This is a genomic window from Algoriphagus sp., from assembly GCF_029254265.1.
Classification (GTDB): domain Bacteria; phylum Bacteroidota; class Bacteroidia; order Cytophagales; family Cyclobacteriaceae; genus Algoriphagus.
On record NZ_JAQWXX010000073.1, the window covers coordinates 161,537 to 176,618 of the forward strand.

General features: G+C 39.8%; 11 protein-coding genes and 1 pseudogene. 2 read left to right on the top strand and 10 right to left on the bottom strand.

The window, feature by feature from the left end; all coding sequences use genetic code 11:
• Nucleotides 1-3: 3 nt before the first annotated feature.
• From P8O16_RS10945 to P8O16_RS10960, 4 genes and pseudogenes are all read right to left on the bottom strand, one after another.
• Nucleotides 4-2,262 (bottom strand): lipid-A-disaccharide synthase N-terminal domain-containing protein, encoded by a 2,259-nt coding sequence (locus P8O16_RS10945; RefSeq protein WP_300314534.1) that lies wholly within the window; start codon nt 2,260-2,262, stop codon nt 4-6.
• Nucleotides 2,259-2,988, bottom strand: a pseudogene (locus tag P8O16_RS10950) (glycosyltransferase). Before P8O16_RS10950 ends, P8O16_RS10945 begins: the two are co-directional and overlap by 4 nt.
• 69 nt (nt 2,989-3,057) lie before the next feature.
• Nucleotides 3,058-4,167, bottom strand: a complete 1,110-nt coding sequence (locus tag P8O16_RS10955; RefSeq protein ID WP_300314537.1) for a glycoside hydrolase family 130 protein — start codon at nt 4,165-4,167, stop codon at nt 3,058-3,060.
• Between the two features lie 296 nt (nt 4,168-4,463).
• Nucleotides 4,464-5,687, bottom strand: coding sequence for a PepSY domain-containing protein (locus P8O16_RS10960; protein ID WP_300314539.1), 1,224 nt, complete (start codon nt 5,685-5,687; stop codon nt 4,464-4,466).
• 361 nt (nt 5,688-6,048) lie between these two features.
• On the opposite strand from P8O16_RS10960, the gene P8O16_RS10965 reads away from it, so the two are divergent.
• Nucleotides 6,049-6,831 carry a DUF6503 family protein gene (locus P8O16_RS10965; protein WP_300314542.1) on the top strand — a complete coding sequence of 261 codons (783 nt, stop codon included), beginning with the start codon at nt 6,049-6,051 and terminating at the stop codon, nt 6,829-6,831.
• On the opposite strand, the gene P8O16_RS10970 is transcribed toward P8O16_RS10965, so the two are convergent.
• Genes P8O16_RS10970 through P8O16_RS10985 form a run of 4 tightly spaced genes read right to left on the bottom strand, consistent with a single transcriptional unit; the run spans nt 6,819 to nt 10,857 of the window.
• Nucleotides 6,819-7,688: a transglutaminase family protein gene (locus P8O16_RS10970; RefSeq protein ID WP_300314544.1), complete on the bottom strand. Its 870-nt coding sequence runs from the start codon at nt 7,686-7,688 to the stop codon at nt 6,819-6,821. The two genes, P8O16_RS10965 and P8O16_RS10970, sit on opposite strands and share 13 nt — an antisense overlap.
• A gap of 8 nt (nt 7,689-7,696) precedes the next feature.
• Nucleotides 7,697-8,440, bottom strand: coding sequence for a peptidase (locus tag P8O16_RS10975; protein WP_300314547.1), 744 nt, complete (start codon nt 8,438-8,440; stop codon nt 7,697-7,699).
• Nucleotides 8,437-9,417 (bottom strand): alpha-E domain-containing protein, encoded by a 981-nt coding sequence (locus P8O16_RS10980; protein ID WP_300314550.1) that lies wholly within the window; start codon nt 9,415-9,417, stop codon nt 8,437-8,439. The genes P8O16_RS10975 and P8O16_RS10980 overlap by 4 nt, the downstream gene beginning before the upstream one ends.
• 15 nt (nt 9,418-9,432) lie before the next feature.
• The gene (locus tag P8O16_RS10985; RefSeq protein ID WP_300314553.1) at nt 9,433-10,857 is read right to left on the bottom strand and encodes a circularly permuted type 2 ATP-grasp protein; all 1,425 of its coding nucleotides are present in this window, start codon (nt 10,855-10,857) and stop codon (nt 9,433-9,435) included.
• A 266-nt stretch (nt 10,858-11,123) separates the two neighbouring features.
• Between P8O16_RS10985 and P8O16_RS10990 the strand changes: the two genes are divergently transcribed.
• Complete coding sequence (locus P8O16_RS10990) at nt 11,124-12,029, top strand: YitT family protein (RefSeq protein ID WP_300314556.1); 906 nt, start codon at nt 11,124-11,126, stop codon at nt 12,027-12,029.
• Between the two features lie 132 nt (nt 12,030-12,161).
• Here P8O16_RS10990 and metG read toward each other — a convergent pair whose 3' ends face one another.
• Nucleotides 12,162-14,222, bottom strand: a complete 2,061-nt coding sequence (metG, locus tag P8O16_RS10995; RefSeq protein WP_300314558.1) for a methionine--tRNA ligase — start codon at nt 14,220-14,222, stop codon at nt 12,162-12,164.
• A gap of 95 nt (nt 14,223-14,317) precedes the next feature.
• Nucleotides 14,318-14,950, bottom strand: coding sequence for a TetR/AcrR family transcriptional regulator (locus P8O16_RS11000; RefSeq protein ID WP_300314559.1), 633 nt, complete (start codon nt 14,948-14,950; stop codon nt 14,318-14,320).
• Nucleotides 14,951-15,082 lie beyond the last annotated feature (132 nt).

Sequence of the window (15,082 nt, forward strand, 5' to 3'; positions counted from 1 at the left end):
TTGCTATTTTTTAGGTTCTATCCGATGAATTTTCCAACCGTCGATTTCAACTTGAAGCTTCCAACTGAAGTCAGTAGGAAGATCAGGAAGTTTTTTACTTGATTTTGAAATCCAAAACCCTTTTTGATTGACAGCTTGATTGATCCAATCCGGATCAGTTTTTAAATTAATCAAAGTTTCTTTCCAACTCTCATCTTTTTGAAATTGAGTTTCCCGATTGAGGCTTTCATCTCCATCGTAAATGGAAACAATAGGCAGTTCGCTCTGAAAAGAAATTGAAGGAAGTCGCTTGTCATAGATGAATATTTCATCATCAGGAATATGATTTTCAGATATCCACGCAGCGACTCTTCGGGTATCATTGACGACAGCTGGATTGGCACTGAAAAAATACGATGCCATCAAACCGACTCCCATTGTAAATACCCATGCATTGATCAAAACACGATCTTTTCGTTGAATTCCTGAAATCAAAAGCCCTACTAATGTTCCTATTAAAATGAACCAGATATAATAAAATTTATACCCTAAAGTAATCCTCGGATCAATCTTAGGAGAAATGATAAGGCCTATCAACACCAGACCAAAGAAAATGAATTGGGTGATTTCCCACTTTTTCTGGGCTCGATCCGAAAGTTGATCCCAGGCTAATATTGAACCGAAAGCTAATCCCGAATACACGGGAAGTATATATAGAACCAATTTAGACTGACTGATGGAGAAAAAAAGAACCGGAATGACCACCCATACCCAAAAGAGGGCAAGTTGTGTTGACTTATTTTTTGCCACCCAAACAGACTTCTGAAGCAAAATCAAAAACCATGGAAAAGCAGTAACAATAAGGACTACCGGATAAAACCAAAAAGGCTGACCTCGTGAAAAAGTATCAGTGGCAAATCGCTGAATCGTATGCTTAAAAAGAAAATAATCCAGAAATCTGGCATCTTCAATATAGAGCCCAACAAACCAAAACAGTCCAATCCCAAGCATTAATACCAGCCCCAACAGCGTAGGCCAATTGAATTTTGGCCAAGCTCTTTTTTGATAAGCTTGATAAACCTTAAGTACTATCGGCACAATCCACACCACAGGACCCTTGGTCAGAAATCCCAAACCTAAAAAAACAAAAGAGGCGATTAGTGAAATGGGTTTTTTGGATTTTTGATGGGAAAACCAAAAAAATATCGCTACCAATATGAAGGTGGCTAAATATGTATCAGTGGTCAAAGCTCTACTTCCGATGATTACCACCGAGAATGAACTGTAAAGCATAGCTGCCAAAAAGGCTTTTTTTGAATCTTGAAAAAGCAAAAGGCCAAGTCTATAAACCAAAAAAATCTGGAACAGAACTGCGATTTGCAAGAAAAACCGGGCAGAGAAAGGCGAAACGCCAAAGAGTTTATAAGCTACCGCAGTAATCCAATAGGTCATTGGGGGCTTGTGATAATGATAAATCCCCATCAATTGCGGATGAATCCAATCTCCTGACTCCAGCATTTCTTTGCCAATTTCTGCATACCGTGCCTCGCTTGATTCCGTTACAGACCAAGATTGGATATTGAAAAAGAGTACAAAAGCGGTAAATCCAATTAGTACTGGCAATCGATAGGATTTAATCTGATCAAGAAATGCGGAGGGAATGGAAAATTTTAGATTCTTTTCGATACTGATATTACGAGCATAAACCAAGACCCCGAATGCCTGACCGATAAATAGAACAGCATCTTTTCGAAAGATCGCATAAGAAGCAATTATTACAGCTCCAACAATGCTGATATACCAGAAACTGATAGGGAAATGAGACTCTTTTTTTTGCTCTGCGAAATACCACTGCGCAAAAAACCGACCTGTAAATAGCACTTGACCGATGCTACCCCAAGTCAGGAGTAAAGTGCCAATTTCAGGGTTAGAAAATAAAGAAGGAAAGGAGAAGTCCCCTGAAAAAAGAAATCCGAAAAAGACAAAAGGCATTATCAGAATTAGGACCCTACTCCATTTCGGAAACTTATCCCAAGCATTCTGAAGTTGAAGATTACGTATGTAAATAAAGTATCCAAAAACCTGCCCTCCAACAATCACAATATCATGGCGAAATGTCCCATATACCATCAACAGGAAAGAGGCAAGAATACTTAGCTGCCAAAAGATCAAAGGCGAAAGCACTTTCCCTGCTTTTTCGGAGCGAATCAATTGAATAATAAAACGAGCAGAAAATAGCCCCTGAGCTAAAAATCCAAGTGAAAGTAATCCAATGCCATTCATAGAATCTGATTTTTAGACATTCTATCTGAACTTTGGATCTTGTAATTAATCTTACGCTTCATCATCCATCTGACTCCAAATGTATCCACAAGCGGTCCAATCGATCTATTAAGGAAATTGAATTTACTTTTGCCACTTTCTCTAGGATAGTGGGCGATTGGAATCTCCTTGACTTTACCTCCTTGCATCAGCACCAATGCGGGAATGAATCGGTGTACTCCGGAAAAATAAGGTAAAGCAAGAGCATACTCTCGCTTGATGATTTTAAGCGGACAGCCAGAGTCTTTTACTCCATCATGAAGCATTGAGTCCCGAAACCAATTCGCAAATCGTGAAGTAATTTTCTTTACAGGAGAATCCTTTCTGCCCACGCGAGCACCGAGGACCAAGTCAAAAGAACTCAAGAAGGGTTCGAATTTGAGGAAATCAATCGGTTTCGTCTGAAGATCCGCGTCAATATAGCCTAACCAATCACTTTCTGCATACTTAAATCCAGCTAGAATCGCCGCGCTTAATCCCCTATTTCGATCAAAGGAAATGAAATCTCGAGTTTGCAAGACATAGTTTTTTAATCTTAAGCAAACTCCCATCTGTAGAGCCATCATCTACAAGAAGTACTTGAGGGTTTAAAGAGGACTTTTCGAAATAGATCTGGAACTCACTTTCCAATATATCTATCCCAGCTTCTTCATTGTAAATCGGAACTATTATAGTCAGTTCTTTCATCTAAGTTTTAAAAAGATAAAATTACAGTTTCGGGATTCACAATTTACTTAAGTGTTCCTTAAGATTATCTTAAGATCCTTTTTTAAATACTGAGGAAACCACCCCTACCATGCTATCTGCTGTTCCATAATATAACAACCAAGTTCCTTCGAAATAAACCAATCCTTCCAAAAATGTGGTTCCCTCTGGGTATTGGCCTGACTTCTCAAAAGGTAAAGTAGGTTGGATGAAAGGCTCTTGCACTCGGTCTAAAAGTTTCCAAGGCTCTGTGGCAGAAAAAAGTGCCTGACCACCTGAATAAACTCGATTTCCTAGATTCTTAACTCCGACTTGCTGGGAATTTCCGGCATTATAAAGGACCACAATTCCATCTTCTGTTAGCACTGGAGGAGGCCCAGCCTCCACCAACCAAGAATCAAAATAACCAGGTCGAGGACTTAGGACGGGCACCCGATTGCCTTCGTGGTTCTCCACAGGTTGCCAGTGAATTAAATCTTCTGAGGTAGCTAGCCAAACATGAGGTACACCATAATACATCCAATATTTCCCATCGATTTTAGCTGCTGTCAGCTTTCCGTCTTTCAATTCCGTAACGATGGCACCAGATTTTGATTCCGTATTGTGGTATTTCCCATCCTTCCAATCTTTGAAAATCGGCCCATGCTTCTCCCAGTTTCGTAGATCCTTCGAAGTGGCAACAGCTAGTCTTGGTACATCCCGGTTCCATTGTGTATAGGTCAATACATAAAGTCCTTCCTTCGTCTCTACGATTCGAGGGTCCTCGGTACCTCCCGTCCATTCAAATTCTTTCTGATTATCATCTTTTGGAAAAAATATGGGTTCCGTCTCGCGAACGAAAGAAAAACCATCAGCTGAAATGGCCATACCTAATCTGGAAGTATGACCACCAATCTCTTTTTCACCGAGTTTTTCTTCGGCCCGATAAAGGACATGTACCTTTCCATCTTTTACGATAGCAGCAGGATTGAACGTAGCCATCGACTCCCAAGCGACAGTTCTACCAGTCATCGGGTCTTCAAAATTGGTTGTATTCTGTGGAGTGATTATTGGTTTCGCAGATTCAGGCCTAAGAAAAGGGCCTAGCATCCAGGACTTTTCTTGGGCTTGAGTTGAAAAAAAAGAAAGAAAAATCAGGATTAAAGAAATCAACTTCTTCATTATTGAGCAGTTTTTTTGAATCGGAAGATAGGTTTTTGGTTGGTAAAAAATATGCATTACCAATAAATAAGGAGATGCATTTGGTCAAACATAGAAAATTTACCCAATGGTAGCTTTTGAGACGTTAATAATAAATTTTATGATTATCCGCTTTCTTACTAGTAGCTTAATTTAAAGGCATAAAAGTCCAATTGATCTAAGCTTTGGCAAACTTCGGTCTTCAGTCATCTGTCTTCCAGCCCAAAAATCAAATGAAATTACCATACTGCTGTAATTGCGGATATAGATAATAAATCTTACGCCATTTCGACTTGTCTTGACTGCTTTGGCTTTCTGTAAAAAGATTTCTTTTTCCGCTTATTCCACCAGATCAGGGTACCTGTGATTGGTAATGAGGTAGCTACTGCACAAGCTAAAAACCAGAGAAACTTAGAGAATTGCCCGAAAATCTCTCCAGTATGAAGTGCTTTTACAGACCTACCAATCTGTTGACGAAAGCTTAAATCTGAAAAAAGTTTCACCTCCAAAATCTCTAAATTCTCTGGAGACATATGCAACTCGTCGGATCCAGTCCCTGCAAAAAAACCTGATTTATATTTACGGACAGAAATTACCTCTGATTCAGATGCCGGAAGGGATATCCGCAAGGAACCTTCAAAATCAAAGGTTTGATCCGTTTTGGCCAAAATATCGTCCAGTGTAATGTCCTGATTTTTGATGAAAATTGGCAGAGCGACATTTTTTTCAGCCTCTTTTTGCTTAGGAGACACAAACGTATCAAAGGTCTTTTGATAACCTTCACGATACCAGGTAAAAGACCAAAAAGGTCCAGTCGCAGCCATGATGAATAAGAAAATCAGCGAATAAAAAGCAAGAGTGTTATGTAAATCGTGATTGGTTCGCTTCCAATTTCCTGACCATTTGATTTTGAGACCTTGCTTCCAGTTTTTGACCTTGTTAGGAACCCAGATCACAATTCCCGTAATCACCCCGATAAGAAACAGTAGCGTCGCAATCCCATTAATTAATCTACCCAAATCGCGATTCCCCATACTTTCTAGTATGGGTTCCTCCACCCGATCCAGCAACAACCAGCGGTGAAGGCTAAACATATAGCCCATAAACTCAGCTGTGGAAGTTTTATCCGAACTGTTTCCAATTATTTCCCCTGAGTATGGATTCACAAAAAACGTATTCCCTCTCCCCTCCTCGGTTTCCTTTTTCAAAGTGAACTGAACACTGCGATCAGTTTCCTCATTCCAGTTTACAGCTATAACTTTTGACTCTTGGGATTTTTCCAAAATAATTTTTAAGCGCTCAGGACTCTTTCTCTCCCCTGCCTCTTCTACAAAATAAAGCTCAGAATCAAAAAACTCTCGAATCTCTGTATTGTAAACGTAAATCGTTCCGCTAAAACAGACTGCGATAACAATCAGTCCACAACTTAATCCTGCGTAAAGATGAATTTTATTAAAAAGTTTTCGGATGATTTTCCAAGCAGAAGATGAGTTAGATCTCATGTGTTTCGGGTTGAGTTTTGACAATCGGAATACCCGACAAAAATAAAAACAATTTTATTTATTTAGATTAATTCTAAAGATTATTTTTCTTTAGACTGAATATAATTAATAGTATAAAGTTTCAATTAAGTATAGCAGCAATTACACCATTGTGGCGATTTCCTCTAGTTGTTGGACTGGATGAACGAAGACCAAAGTTTAGCAAAACTGAACTTCAATCGGACTATTAAGTCGTTAAATGATGCTGCTAATAAGGAAGTGGATAATCAAAATTTCTATTTTCTACAGGATTCAATAGAAAATGAATATCTAAGCTCAAAAAAAGATTGTTTATTAACTTGCATGCAAACTAAGTAGCCCCATGAAAACAGTCTTAAGATCTTTTACCCTTGCCTTTTTGCTTTTAATTCAATTTGCCTGTGCTGAGAAGGAAAATGTCTCGGTTTCGGAAAGCAAGAAAGAACTAAATCCAGATTTTAAAAAAGTACTTGAAGCACATGGGGATTGGCAAAAATGGATGGATGCCAAGGCGATGAGTTACGCTATGGTTCATGAAACTAACCTTACCCAAGAAAGTCACTTTATTAATCTTAATAGCCGAAAGACAAGAATCTCCACCCAGTTTTTCGATTTGGGATTTGATGGTGAAAAAACATGGATCAGCCCTAGTCGAGACGCCTATTCTGGGAAGTCCTTAAAGTTCTATCACAACCTCTATTTCTATTTTTACTCCATTCCCTTCGTATTTACTGACCCTGGGGTGACTGTGGAGAAGGTTTCCGATAAAAGTCTGAATGGTCAGTTTTATACCACTTTGCGTGCAAGTTTTGACAACAATGTCGGAGACAGCCCCGATGACGAATATTTCATGCTGATTAATCCTGAAACCAATCGTCTGGAATATTTACTCTATACCGTGACTTATTATGGAGAAAGCAACCCTAGCTTGAATGCACTGAAGTATGAGGATTACCGGGATAATAATGGAATCTATTTCCCGAGAATCCTTACTGGCTACAAGTTTGAAAATGATTCTACCAAGGAGCTTAGGTACAATTTAAGCTTTGGAGACTTATTGCTTTTACCTGATGAGTTTGATGCTTCAATCTTCGAAAAGCCAAAGACAGGAGTCTACAGCGACTGATTTTTGACTTGCTCAATTTGAACGAGCGCCTCTAATTTTGAATTGGATTCGCCTCCATATTTTCCTTGTACAGGTAACGTCAATTGCGGATTAGGGTGGAAAGCAAGAGGAACATACAATTCATTAGTAAGTAAACCCAAACTAGGATCCAATCCAATCCAGCCTGCGCCGGGAAGGTATGTTTCCATCCAAGCATGGAGTTCGTGACCTTCGTCAAGCTCTGGATTGTATGCATATCCGCTGACAAATCTGCTTGCCAAACCGAGCACTCCAAGCATATTCATCTCCATCCAGGCAAGATCTCTACAAGATCCTTTGCCTTGCGAAAAAGTGAATTCAGGAGACCAAATATCTTCTTCCTCTCGAATCAAATGCTTCCAATCCTGATGGATCTGAGCGGTGATTTTGACTAAGAAATCCAATAAATCTACAGACTGATTAAATGTGTTTAGTACGGAAGGAGCAAGTTGAGAATCTGAATTTCGGTGAATAAATGGATGGACTAGCGATTGAATTGGTAAAGGATACTCGAAGCCACCAGCTTTTTCCCTGTCAAAAGATTTTAAAAATTGCGGCTCAATAATAAAAGCAAAAGGGTTGAATTTATGACATTCAATCAGTGCTTCACTTTTTACTTCCAGACTTTTTGTTTCCCCTTCAAACCAAGCTTGTAAATAGGAATTGCCTATAAAATCTCGCCTCATGGATTTTCCCTTTGGCAATGGATCAATCAATAGATCACATTTTAAAACTGTCTGAAAATCCTGAGTTTGGGGAATTAAAAAAAAATCATGGATCCCAAGGGTCACGGGATTTTCATAATAATATTTACTTAGATGCTTGATTTTTAGATACATTCCTAGTTTTAGTCTTGAGAAACAGGTTTGAAATCGCCTTCAAACGCTTTATCTAAAATGGAAGCCGGAAGTTCTTCAATGGCGTTCTTAAGCCGCTCGTTCCAGAAAGTGGAAATATGCTCCAATTCCTTTTGCTCGAATCGCTGCTCTTTCGCCATAAACGTATTGTTGGGGAGAACAACCATATCAATGGGGAAATCCACATCATTTGCAGAAATCCGCGTAGCATCAAATGCCAAAAAGGCGCATTTCAAAGCATAATCCAGGGAGTCTTCATAGGAAAGTGATCGTTTTAAAACAGGATTTCCAAATCCAGTATTCCCTATGATCACAAAAGGAGTTCCTCTTCGGATCTCTATCCAATTTCCCTGAGGGTAGAGTAAATAAAGCTTTGGTTCTGAATCTTCTTCCAGTTGGCCACCAATAATCGAATACACATTGAAATTCAGCCCGGCTTCTTCCAAATATTCCCGATCCTCTTTAGCGACTGCCCTTACTTGATTTCCAAACTCATTTACCGCATGGTAGAGCTTTGTGAATGAATCATCTTTATTTTCGATGACTTCTGAAAAATAAGTGATGGCTTTGTCTCGTACCGATCGCAATCCTGAAGTCATAATAAAGAAGGAGTGTTTTTCACGGTTGACGGTATATACTTTTTTAGATGAGGTGGTTTCGCTTCCTGTGGTGATTCTCGTATCTGATAATCCCACAATACCATCCTTCGTTTTAATGCCTAGGCAAAATGTCATTCTTGAACCGTTGTTTGTTTGGTAAAGTTATCTCTAATCGTGAAGAAATTACCATCAATCTGATTAGAGATTGAGTTGATTTTAATTTGAAGATTATCAAGGTATTCATGCAGTCCAAAGGCAATTATTTCCTTGACATCCGCAAACTCCAGTTTGGATCGGAGCTCCCCAATAGCTTTCTCGGCAGAGTTCTTATACCCACCGCCTTGATTTCCAGAGATCTTATGAAGGCAGCTTTCTGCCTCTCTGATGCAATAGTAAATCGACCTTGGAAAATATTTATCCAATACCAGGAATTCCACTACGCTAGCCGGCGCAATATTTCCATATGCTCTTCGATAAGTATTGAAAGCCGTAACAGATTTCAGCAATGCCATCCAGTGAAGAAAGTCCAAGGGAGTACCAACTTCTTCTTCAGAAGGTAAAAGGATATGATATTTCACATCTAAGATTCTAGAAGTCTTATCCGCCCGCTCCAAAAATTGACCAAGTTGGCGAAAATACCAACCTTCTGTCCTAGCCAAACTGCTGTCAGCAATACCATAAAGCAAGAGAATTTGGTTCTTCACTTTCTCAAAGAAAGCTCTAGGATCTTCCTTCTTCCAGATTTTCTTTTCGCAGCCCTCTTGCATCATATAGTACAGCTCATTGGATTTTTCCCAAGTTTCTTTACTTAGATTCTCTCGAATGATCCTTGCATTTTCCCTTGCACTTTTGACAGCGGACATCATGGAATTTGGATTCCTTTCATCAAAGGCAAGAAAAAACAATACGTTTTTGCTATCAAAACCCTCATTAAATTTATTATACAAATCCAAATCACCTGTGGCCGCCACAAGTGGCATCCATTGTTCTTTCATATCAATAGGAAGGTCCTGCATCAAATTAAAATTCACATCAATGAATCTTGCATAATTCTCAGCCCTCTCTAGGTATCTACCTAGCCAATAAATATGGTTTGCTACTCTACTCAGCATAATTTTTTTGATTAATTAATATAAAACCCATGTATCCTTACTTCCACCACCTTGAGAGCTGTTTACTACCAAAGAGCCTTTTTTCAAAGCGACTCGAGTCAAGGCTCCAGGGATTACTTCGATTTCTTTACCATAAAGGATATATGGTCTTAAATCTACATGTCGCCCTTCAATTCCATCTTCAGTCAATGTGGGAACTGTCGAAAGCGAAAGTGTGGGCTGCGCAATGTAATTGGTTGGGTTATTCTTGATCAGTTCTCTGAACTTTTCATGTTCCTCTTCGGTGGCCTTTGGCCCGATTAGCATTCCGTAGCCACCCGCGGCATTTGTCTCTTTAACTACCAATTCATGAATATTCTCCAGAACATAATTTCTGTCATTTTCTTCCCGACAGAGATAAGTAGGCACATTATTCAGAATAGGTTCTTCATTTAAGTAGTATTTGATGATCTTCGGGACGTAAGCATATACTGCTTTATCATCTGCCACTCCAGTTCCAGGAGCATTAGCCAAGGCGATATTTCCTGCTTTATACGCTTCAAATAGCCCAGGCACACCGAGCATGGAATCTGGATTAAAAGCCAAAGGATCCAAAAAAGTATCATCAATCCGACGATATAAAACGTCGATTTGCTGCAATCCTTGGGTGGTTTGCATATATACTATTTTGTTCTCCACGATCAGATCTACCCCAGAAACTAATTCTACACCCATTTGCAAAGCTAGATAAGAGTGCTCGTAATAGGCCGAGTTGTAAATCCCTGGAGTCAACACTCCTACCACAGGTTTTGCCTTATTAGACAGGTTCTGGAGCATCTGCAATAACTTTGCAGGATAGTCAGACACTGGCATCACGCCACGTTTGTAAAAAAGCTTAGGATAGGCTCGCTTGATAATCTCCCGACTTTCCAGCATATATGACACTCCCGAAGGACATCTGAGATTATCCTCCAAGATGTAATATTCACCATCCTTGCTTTTGACTAAATCGGTTCCTGTGATATGACACCAAATCCCTTTTGGAGGAGTCAGCCCCACACAAGGTTCGAGGTAATCCTTACTATTCAGAATCAGTTCACTGGGAATTATTCCATCATTTAGAATTCGACGCTCATTGTAAATATCCTGAAGAAACATATTCAAAGCATTGGTTCGCTGCTTCAATCCTGCTTCGATTTTTTTCCATTCTTCATTTGGAATTATGCGAGGGATGATGTCTAAATGAAGGATTTTTTCCAATCCCTGATTATCATGATACACATTAAAAGTCATTCCCATCGAGCGCTGCGTTTGATTTGCCGCAAACTGCAAATGATGCATTTTCTTTGCTGTGTTTTTCTTCAAGGTCTCGCAAAACTCCAAATAATGTGCTCTAGTCTCCCCTTCGGGAGTAAACATTTCGTCGTAATGTTCTCCTGATTTATATCCTTCTGTTTTCATATGATTATAATTTGATTTTTATAGGCCATATGGAATCTCGCAGCACTTAATCATCCCAGCGTGTGGCTTTTGAGTCATGCTCGATTTCATGTTTTTATAAAAATTTTGAACCTCTATAAGGTAATTGAATTTACTGGAATTCAAAAGATCAATAAATAATTAGTAATAATTCAAAAAAAACCTCAATCCATTTCGTTTAAATTAAAAATACGAGATATATATGATCGTACTTTAAATTTTTAAAATTTCGGTTCTACCTTTAAGTAATGGTAAAGCGACTTTTGAAAATACAGGATTCCAATTGGGTGAAGAAAATCACGGTTTGGCGACAGATTAAGGATTTTATTTTTATCTCCATGGGTGTATTTATGGCCAGCATTGGTCTGAAAGGATTTTTGCTTCCAAATGGATTCTTTGATGGTGGAGCAATGGGGATTTCGCTTTTACTCGAACTCCTCACTCCGATGAATCTTTCAGTCTTGATCATTTTAGTCAATCTGCCCTTTATCCTTCTGGGTGCTCGCCAAATCTCACTTCCCTTTGCGATCAAGAGTACGCTTGCCATTTTTGGACTGGCACTATTGGTTCACCTTATTGAATTCCCTACCATCACCGCTGATAAGCTTTTAATAGCTGTTTTTGGAGGATTTTTCTTGGGAAGCGGGATTGGATTTGCAATCCGAGGAGGTGCCGTAATCGATGGTACAGAGGTTTTGGCAATTTCTGTCAGTAGGACTTCCAGCTTGACCGTAGGTGATTTTATCACCGTATTTAATGTTTTCCTATTTATTGTTGCCGCATTCTTTGTGAATCTGGAAACGGCAATGTATTCCCTCCTCACCTATTTCTCTGCTTCGAAAACGGTCGATTTCATCATCAACGGGGTGGAAGAATACCTTGGTGTTATGATCATGTCTCAATATGCCGAAGAAATCAAATCCATGATTTCTCATGATTTAGGTCGCGGAGTGACTGTCCTTAAATCTGATGGAGGCTATGGAGAAAAAGCAAAACTACTCCCCGACCGAAAAGTACTTTTCTGCGTGATTACACGATTAGAAGTGACTCGGATGCTTACAGAAATTGATAAAATCGATCCCAAAGCATTTGTGATCCAATATCCAATCAAGGATACCAAGGGTGGGATGATTAAGAAGCGGCCGTTGCATTAAAAAAGTAGCTAGATATTAAGTGTCAAGGCTTGAGAATCTAGAACCAAGAACTTAGACTCGAATCTTGAGTTTGGTTCTTGGTTCTTGGTTCTAAAAAAAGACTTCTTCGGTGCGCTCACAGTGACGATCACTTTACGATATCGTCGATCCGCTCGCAGTTCCTTCATGCGGGGTAAGCAGCTTCAACTTTCCGTCTTTATCTTCCGCCATCAGAATCATCCCTTCCGAGTCGATTCCCATCATCTTTCTAGGCGCAAGATTAATAAGCATCGTCACTTGCTTTCCGATTAGAAACTCCGGCTCGAAATGCTCCGCTACTCCACTTAAAACAGTGCGATGACCAAGTCCTGTATCAACCTTTAGCTTTATCAGTTTTTTAGACTTCGGCATTTTCTCCGCTTCCAAAACAGTCACTACGCGCATGTCTAATTTTGCAAAATCGTCATAGGTGATCAGTTCCTTCATTACTGGCACTTGGGCATTTTCGGCTTCATTCATTTTTTTTGCATCTAATAGTTTTTGAACTTGTTTTTCTACGGTTTCGTCTTCGATTTTATCAAACAGGAGCCCCATTTCTCCCAGCACATGTCCGCTGGAAAGCAACTCTGCCGAACCTGCAGCATCCCAATTCACTGTTTTCATTCCAAACATTTCGACTAGCTTACCTGCCGTAAAAGGTAAAAACGGCTCTGAAACTATTGCTAGATTAGCTGCAATATTCAGGGCAATATTCAAGATGGTAGCGGTTCGATCAGGGTCGGTTTTAATTACCTTCCAAGGCTCAGTATCGGCCAGATATTTATTTCCAAGACGAGCGAGATCCATCATCAATCCCAAAGCCTCTCTGAAACGATAGCGCTCCAAGGAGGCTGCAATTTTCTCCGGGAATTCACCCAATGCCGCGATCACTTCTTCATCATATCCTACTAATTCTCCCCGCAGAGGGATAACTCCCTGATAGTACTTATGTGTAAGAACCACCGCGCGATTGATGAAATTACCGTAGATCGCTACGAGTTCTGAGTTATTTCTGGTCTGGAAATCTTTCCAGGTAAAGTCATTGTCTTTGGTCTCCGGTGCATTCGCAGTCAGGACATAGCGGAGCACATCCTGCTTTCCTGGAAATTCCTCCAGATACTCATGTAGCCAGACCGCCCAATTACGAGAAGTAGAAATCTTATCCCCTTCCAAATTCAAAAACTCATTGGCTGGCACATTATCCGGAAGGATGAATTCACCATGCGTTTTTAAGATTGCCGGGAAAATAATACAATGGAAAACGATGTTATCTTTCCCTATAAAGTGGACCAGTTTAGTATCCTTATCCTTCCAATAGGGTTCCCAATCGATTCCCTTTTCAGCTGCCCATTCTTTGGTCGAAGAGATGTAGCCAATAGGGGCATCAAACCAGACATAGAGCACTTTTCCTTCGGCACCATCCACTGGAACAGGAATTCCCCATACCATATCTCTGGTCATGGATCGGGCTTGCAAGCCATCACCAGCTTCTAGCCAAGATCGGCATTGTCCCAAAACATTATTCTTCCAGTCATCAGCATGTTCTTCTAGAATCCAATTTTTTAGGAAATTAGTGTATTTACCTAAATCTAAAAACCAATGCTTGGTCTCCTTCAAAACGGGCGTTCTACCACTTAATTTAGATTTTGGATTGATTAGCTCTGTTGGGCTAAGTGAAGTACCACATCGCTCGCATTGATCTCCATAAGCGCGCTCATTCCCACACTTCGGGCAAGTGCCCTCGATGTATCGGTCCGCCAAAAACTGCTCCGCCTCTTCATCATAATATTGCTCAGTAGTTTGCTCCAAAAACTCACCTTTTTGGTAGAGATCTTTGAAAAGCCCCTGAGCTGTTTCATGGTGAATCTTTGCGGAAGTTCTAGAATAATGATCGAAACTGATTCCAAATTCCTGAAAACTCCCTTTCATCATCTCATGATATCGATCTACGATTTCTTGGGGAGTTTTACCTTCTTTCTTGGCTTTGATTGTGATCGCAACACCATGCTCATCTGAGCCACATACGTAAGCTACATCCCTACCTTTGCTTCGCAAATAGCGAACATAGATATCGGAAGGAATATAGCATCCCGCCAAATGCCCAATATGAAGAGGTCCATTAGCATACGGAAGTGCGGATGTGACGGTATATCGCTTAAAATTCTTAGAACTCATGTTTTATAATTGATTCATTGCCCTGTCCAAAACAGTGCATGGAAAGTCTGAAATCGGAATAAGCGCAAAGATAGGGAAATCAGCCAAAGGAGGCCTCAGGCATTGACAAATTCGTTTCTCGCCTCTTCGGTCAGGATTCCATTGTAAATTATACTAATTGCCTGATCATAGATCTCCGAAGGACTGAGATTAATTTGACCGGTGATATCTTCTGGAAATTGACCAATGAATTTGGGGTCCAAAAGTGACTGAACAGCTGCTGCATAGAGCATCACCATCAGACTGATATTAATCCTCGGGTTTACCAATCCTTGATCAACACCCTGCTTGATCAATTTTTGAAAACGGATATAGGCGGATTCATTGATATAAACTCGTAGTTCTTCCCATACTTCAGGAGCATATTCCCTCAGGTCTTCAAAGAGCTCAGGATTGATTGGTGCTAAATGGGTAGCGATTACTGTAAGTGTGGACTTTAGCTTAAGAGGAAAAGGAATGTATTTATTTTCTAAGATTGCCTCCACTTTTGCTGTCATTTTGGTCTTTAAGATTTCAAAAGAAGCAGAAAGTAATTCCAATTTTCCAGGATAGTATTTGTAAAGTGTCTTTTTGCTCATAGCCAGAGACAGCGCAATATCATCCATAGTAGTATGACGATAGCCTTTTTTCAAAAAAAGGGAATAGGCTGACTCCAAAATACTTCGCTCGTTTACTGTTTTCTTACTCATAGATTAGGAAACTGACTTCAAATATAACCAATACAACTAGTTCAAAAGTATCTGACACCATAAGAATCTCCACTAGAATTGAATTGTTCTTTGGCTTTTCAAAATGTACTTTTACTCCTCAAATTTTTCCAA

Bases quoted from the DNA above. Each gene is read 5' to 3' on its own strand.
- P8O16_RS10945 (WP_300314534.1), bottom strand. From the start codon at position 2,262: ATGAATGGCATTGGATTACTTTCACTTGGATTTTTAGCTCAGGGGCTA.
- P8O16_RS10955 (WP_300314537.1), bottom strand. From the start codon at position 4,167: ATGAAGAAGTTGATTTCTTTAATCCTGATTTTTCTTTCTTTTTTTTCA.
- P8O16_RS10960 (WP_300314539.1), bottom strand. From the start codon at position 5,687: ATGAGATCTAACTCATCTTCTGCTTGGAAAATCATCCGAAAACTTTTT.
- P8O16_RS10965 (WP_300314542.1), top strand. From the start codon at position 6,049: ATGAAAACAGTCTTAAGATCTTTTACCCTTGCCTTTTTGCTTTTAATT.
- P8O16_RS10970 (WP_300314544.1), bottom strand. From the start codon at position 7,688: ATGTATCTAAAAATCAAGCATCTAAGTAAATATTATTATGAAAATCCC.
- P8O16_RS10975 (WP_300314547.1), bottom strand. From the start codon at position 8,440: ATGACATTTTGCCTAGGCATTAAAACGAAGGATGGTATTGTGGGATTA.
- P8O16_RS10980 (WP_300314550.1), bottom strand. From the start codon at position 9,417: ATGCTGAGTAGAGTAGCAAACCATATTTATTGGCTAGGTAGATACCTA.
- P8O16_RS10985 (WP_300314553.1), bottom strand. From the start codon at position 10,857: ATGAAAACAGAAGGATATAAATCAGGAGAACATTACGACGAAATGTTT.
- P8O16_RS10990 (WP_300314556.1), top strand. From the start codon at position 11,124: ATGGTAAAGCGACTTTTGAAAATACAGGATTCCAATTGGGTGAAGAAA.
- metG (WP_300314558.1), bottom strand. From the start codon at position 14,222: ATGAGTTCTAAGAATTTTAAGCGATATACCGTCACATCCGCACTTCCG.
- P8O16_RS11000 (WP_300314559.1), bottom strand. From the start codon at position 14,950: ATGAGTAAGAAAACAGTAAACGAGCGAAGTATTTTGGAGTCAGCCTAT.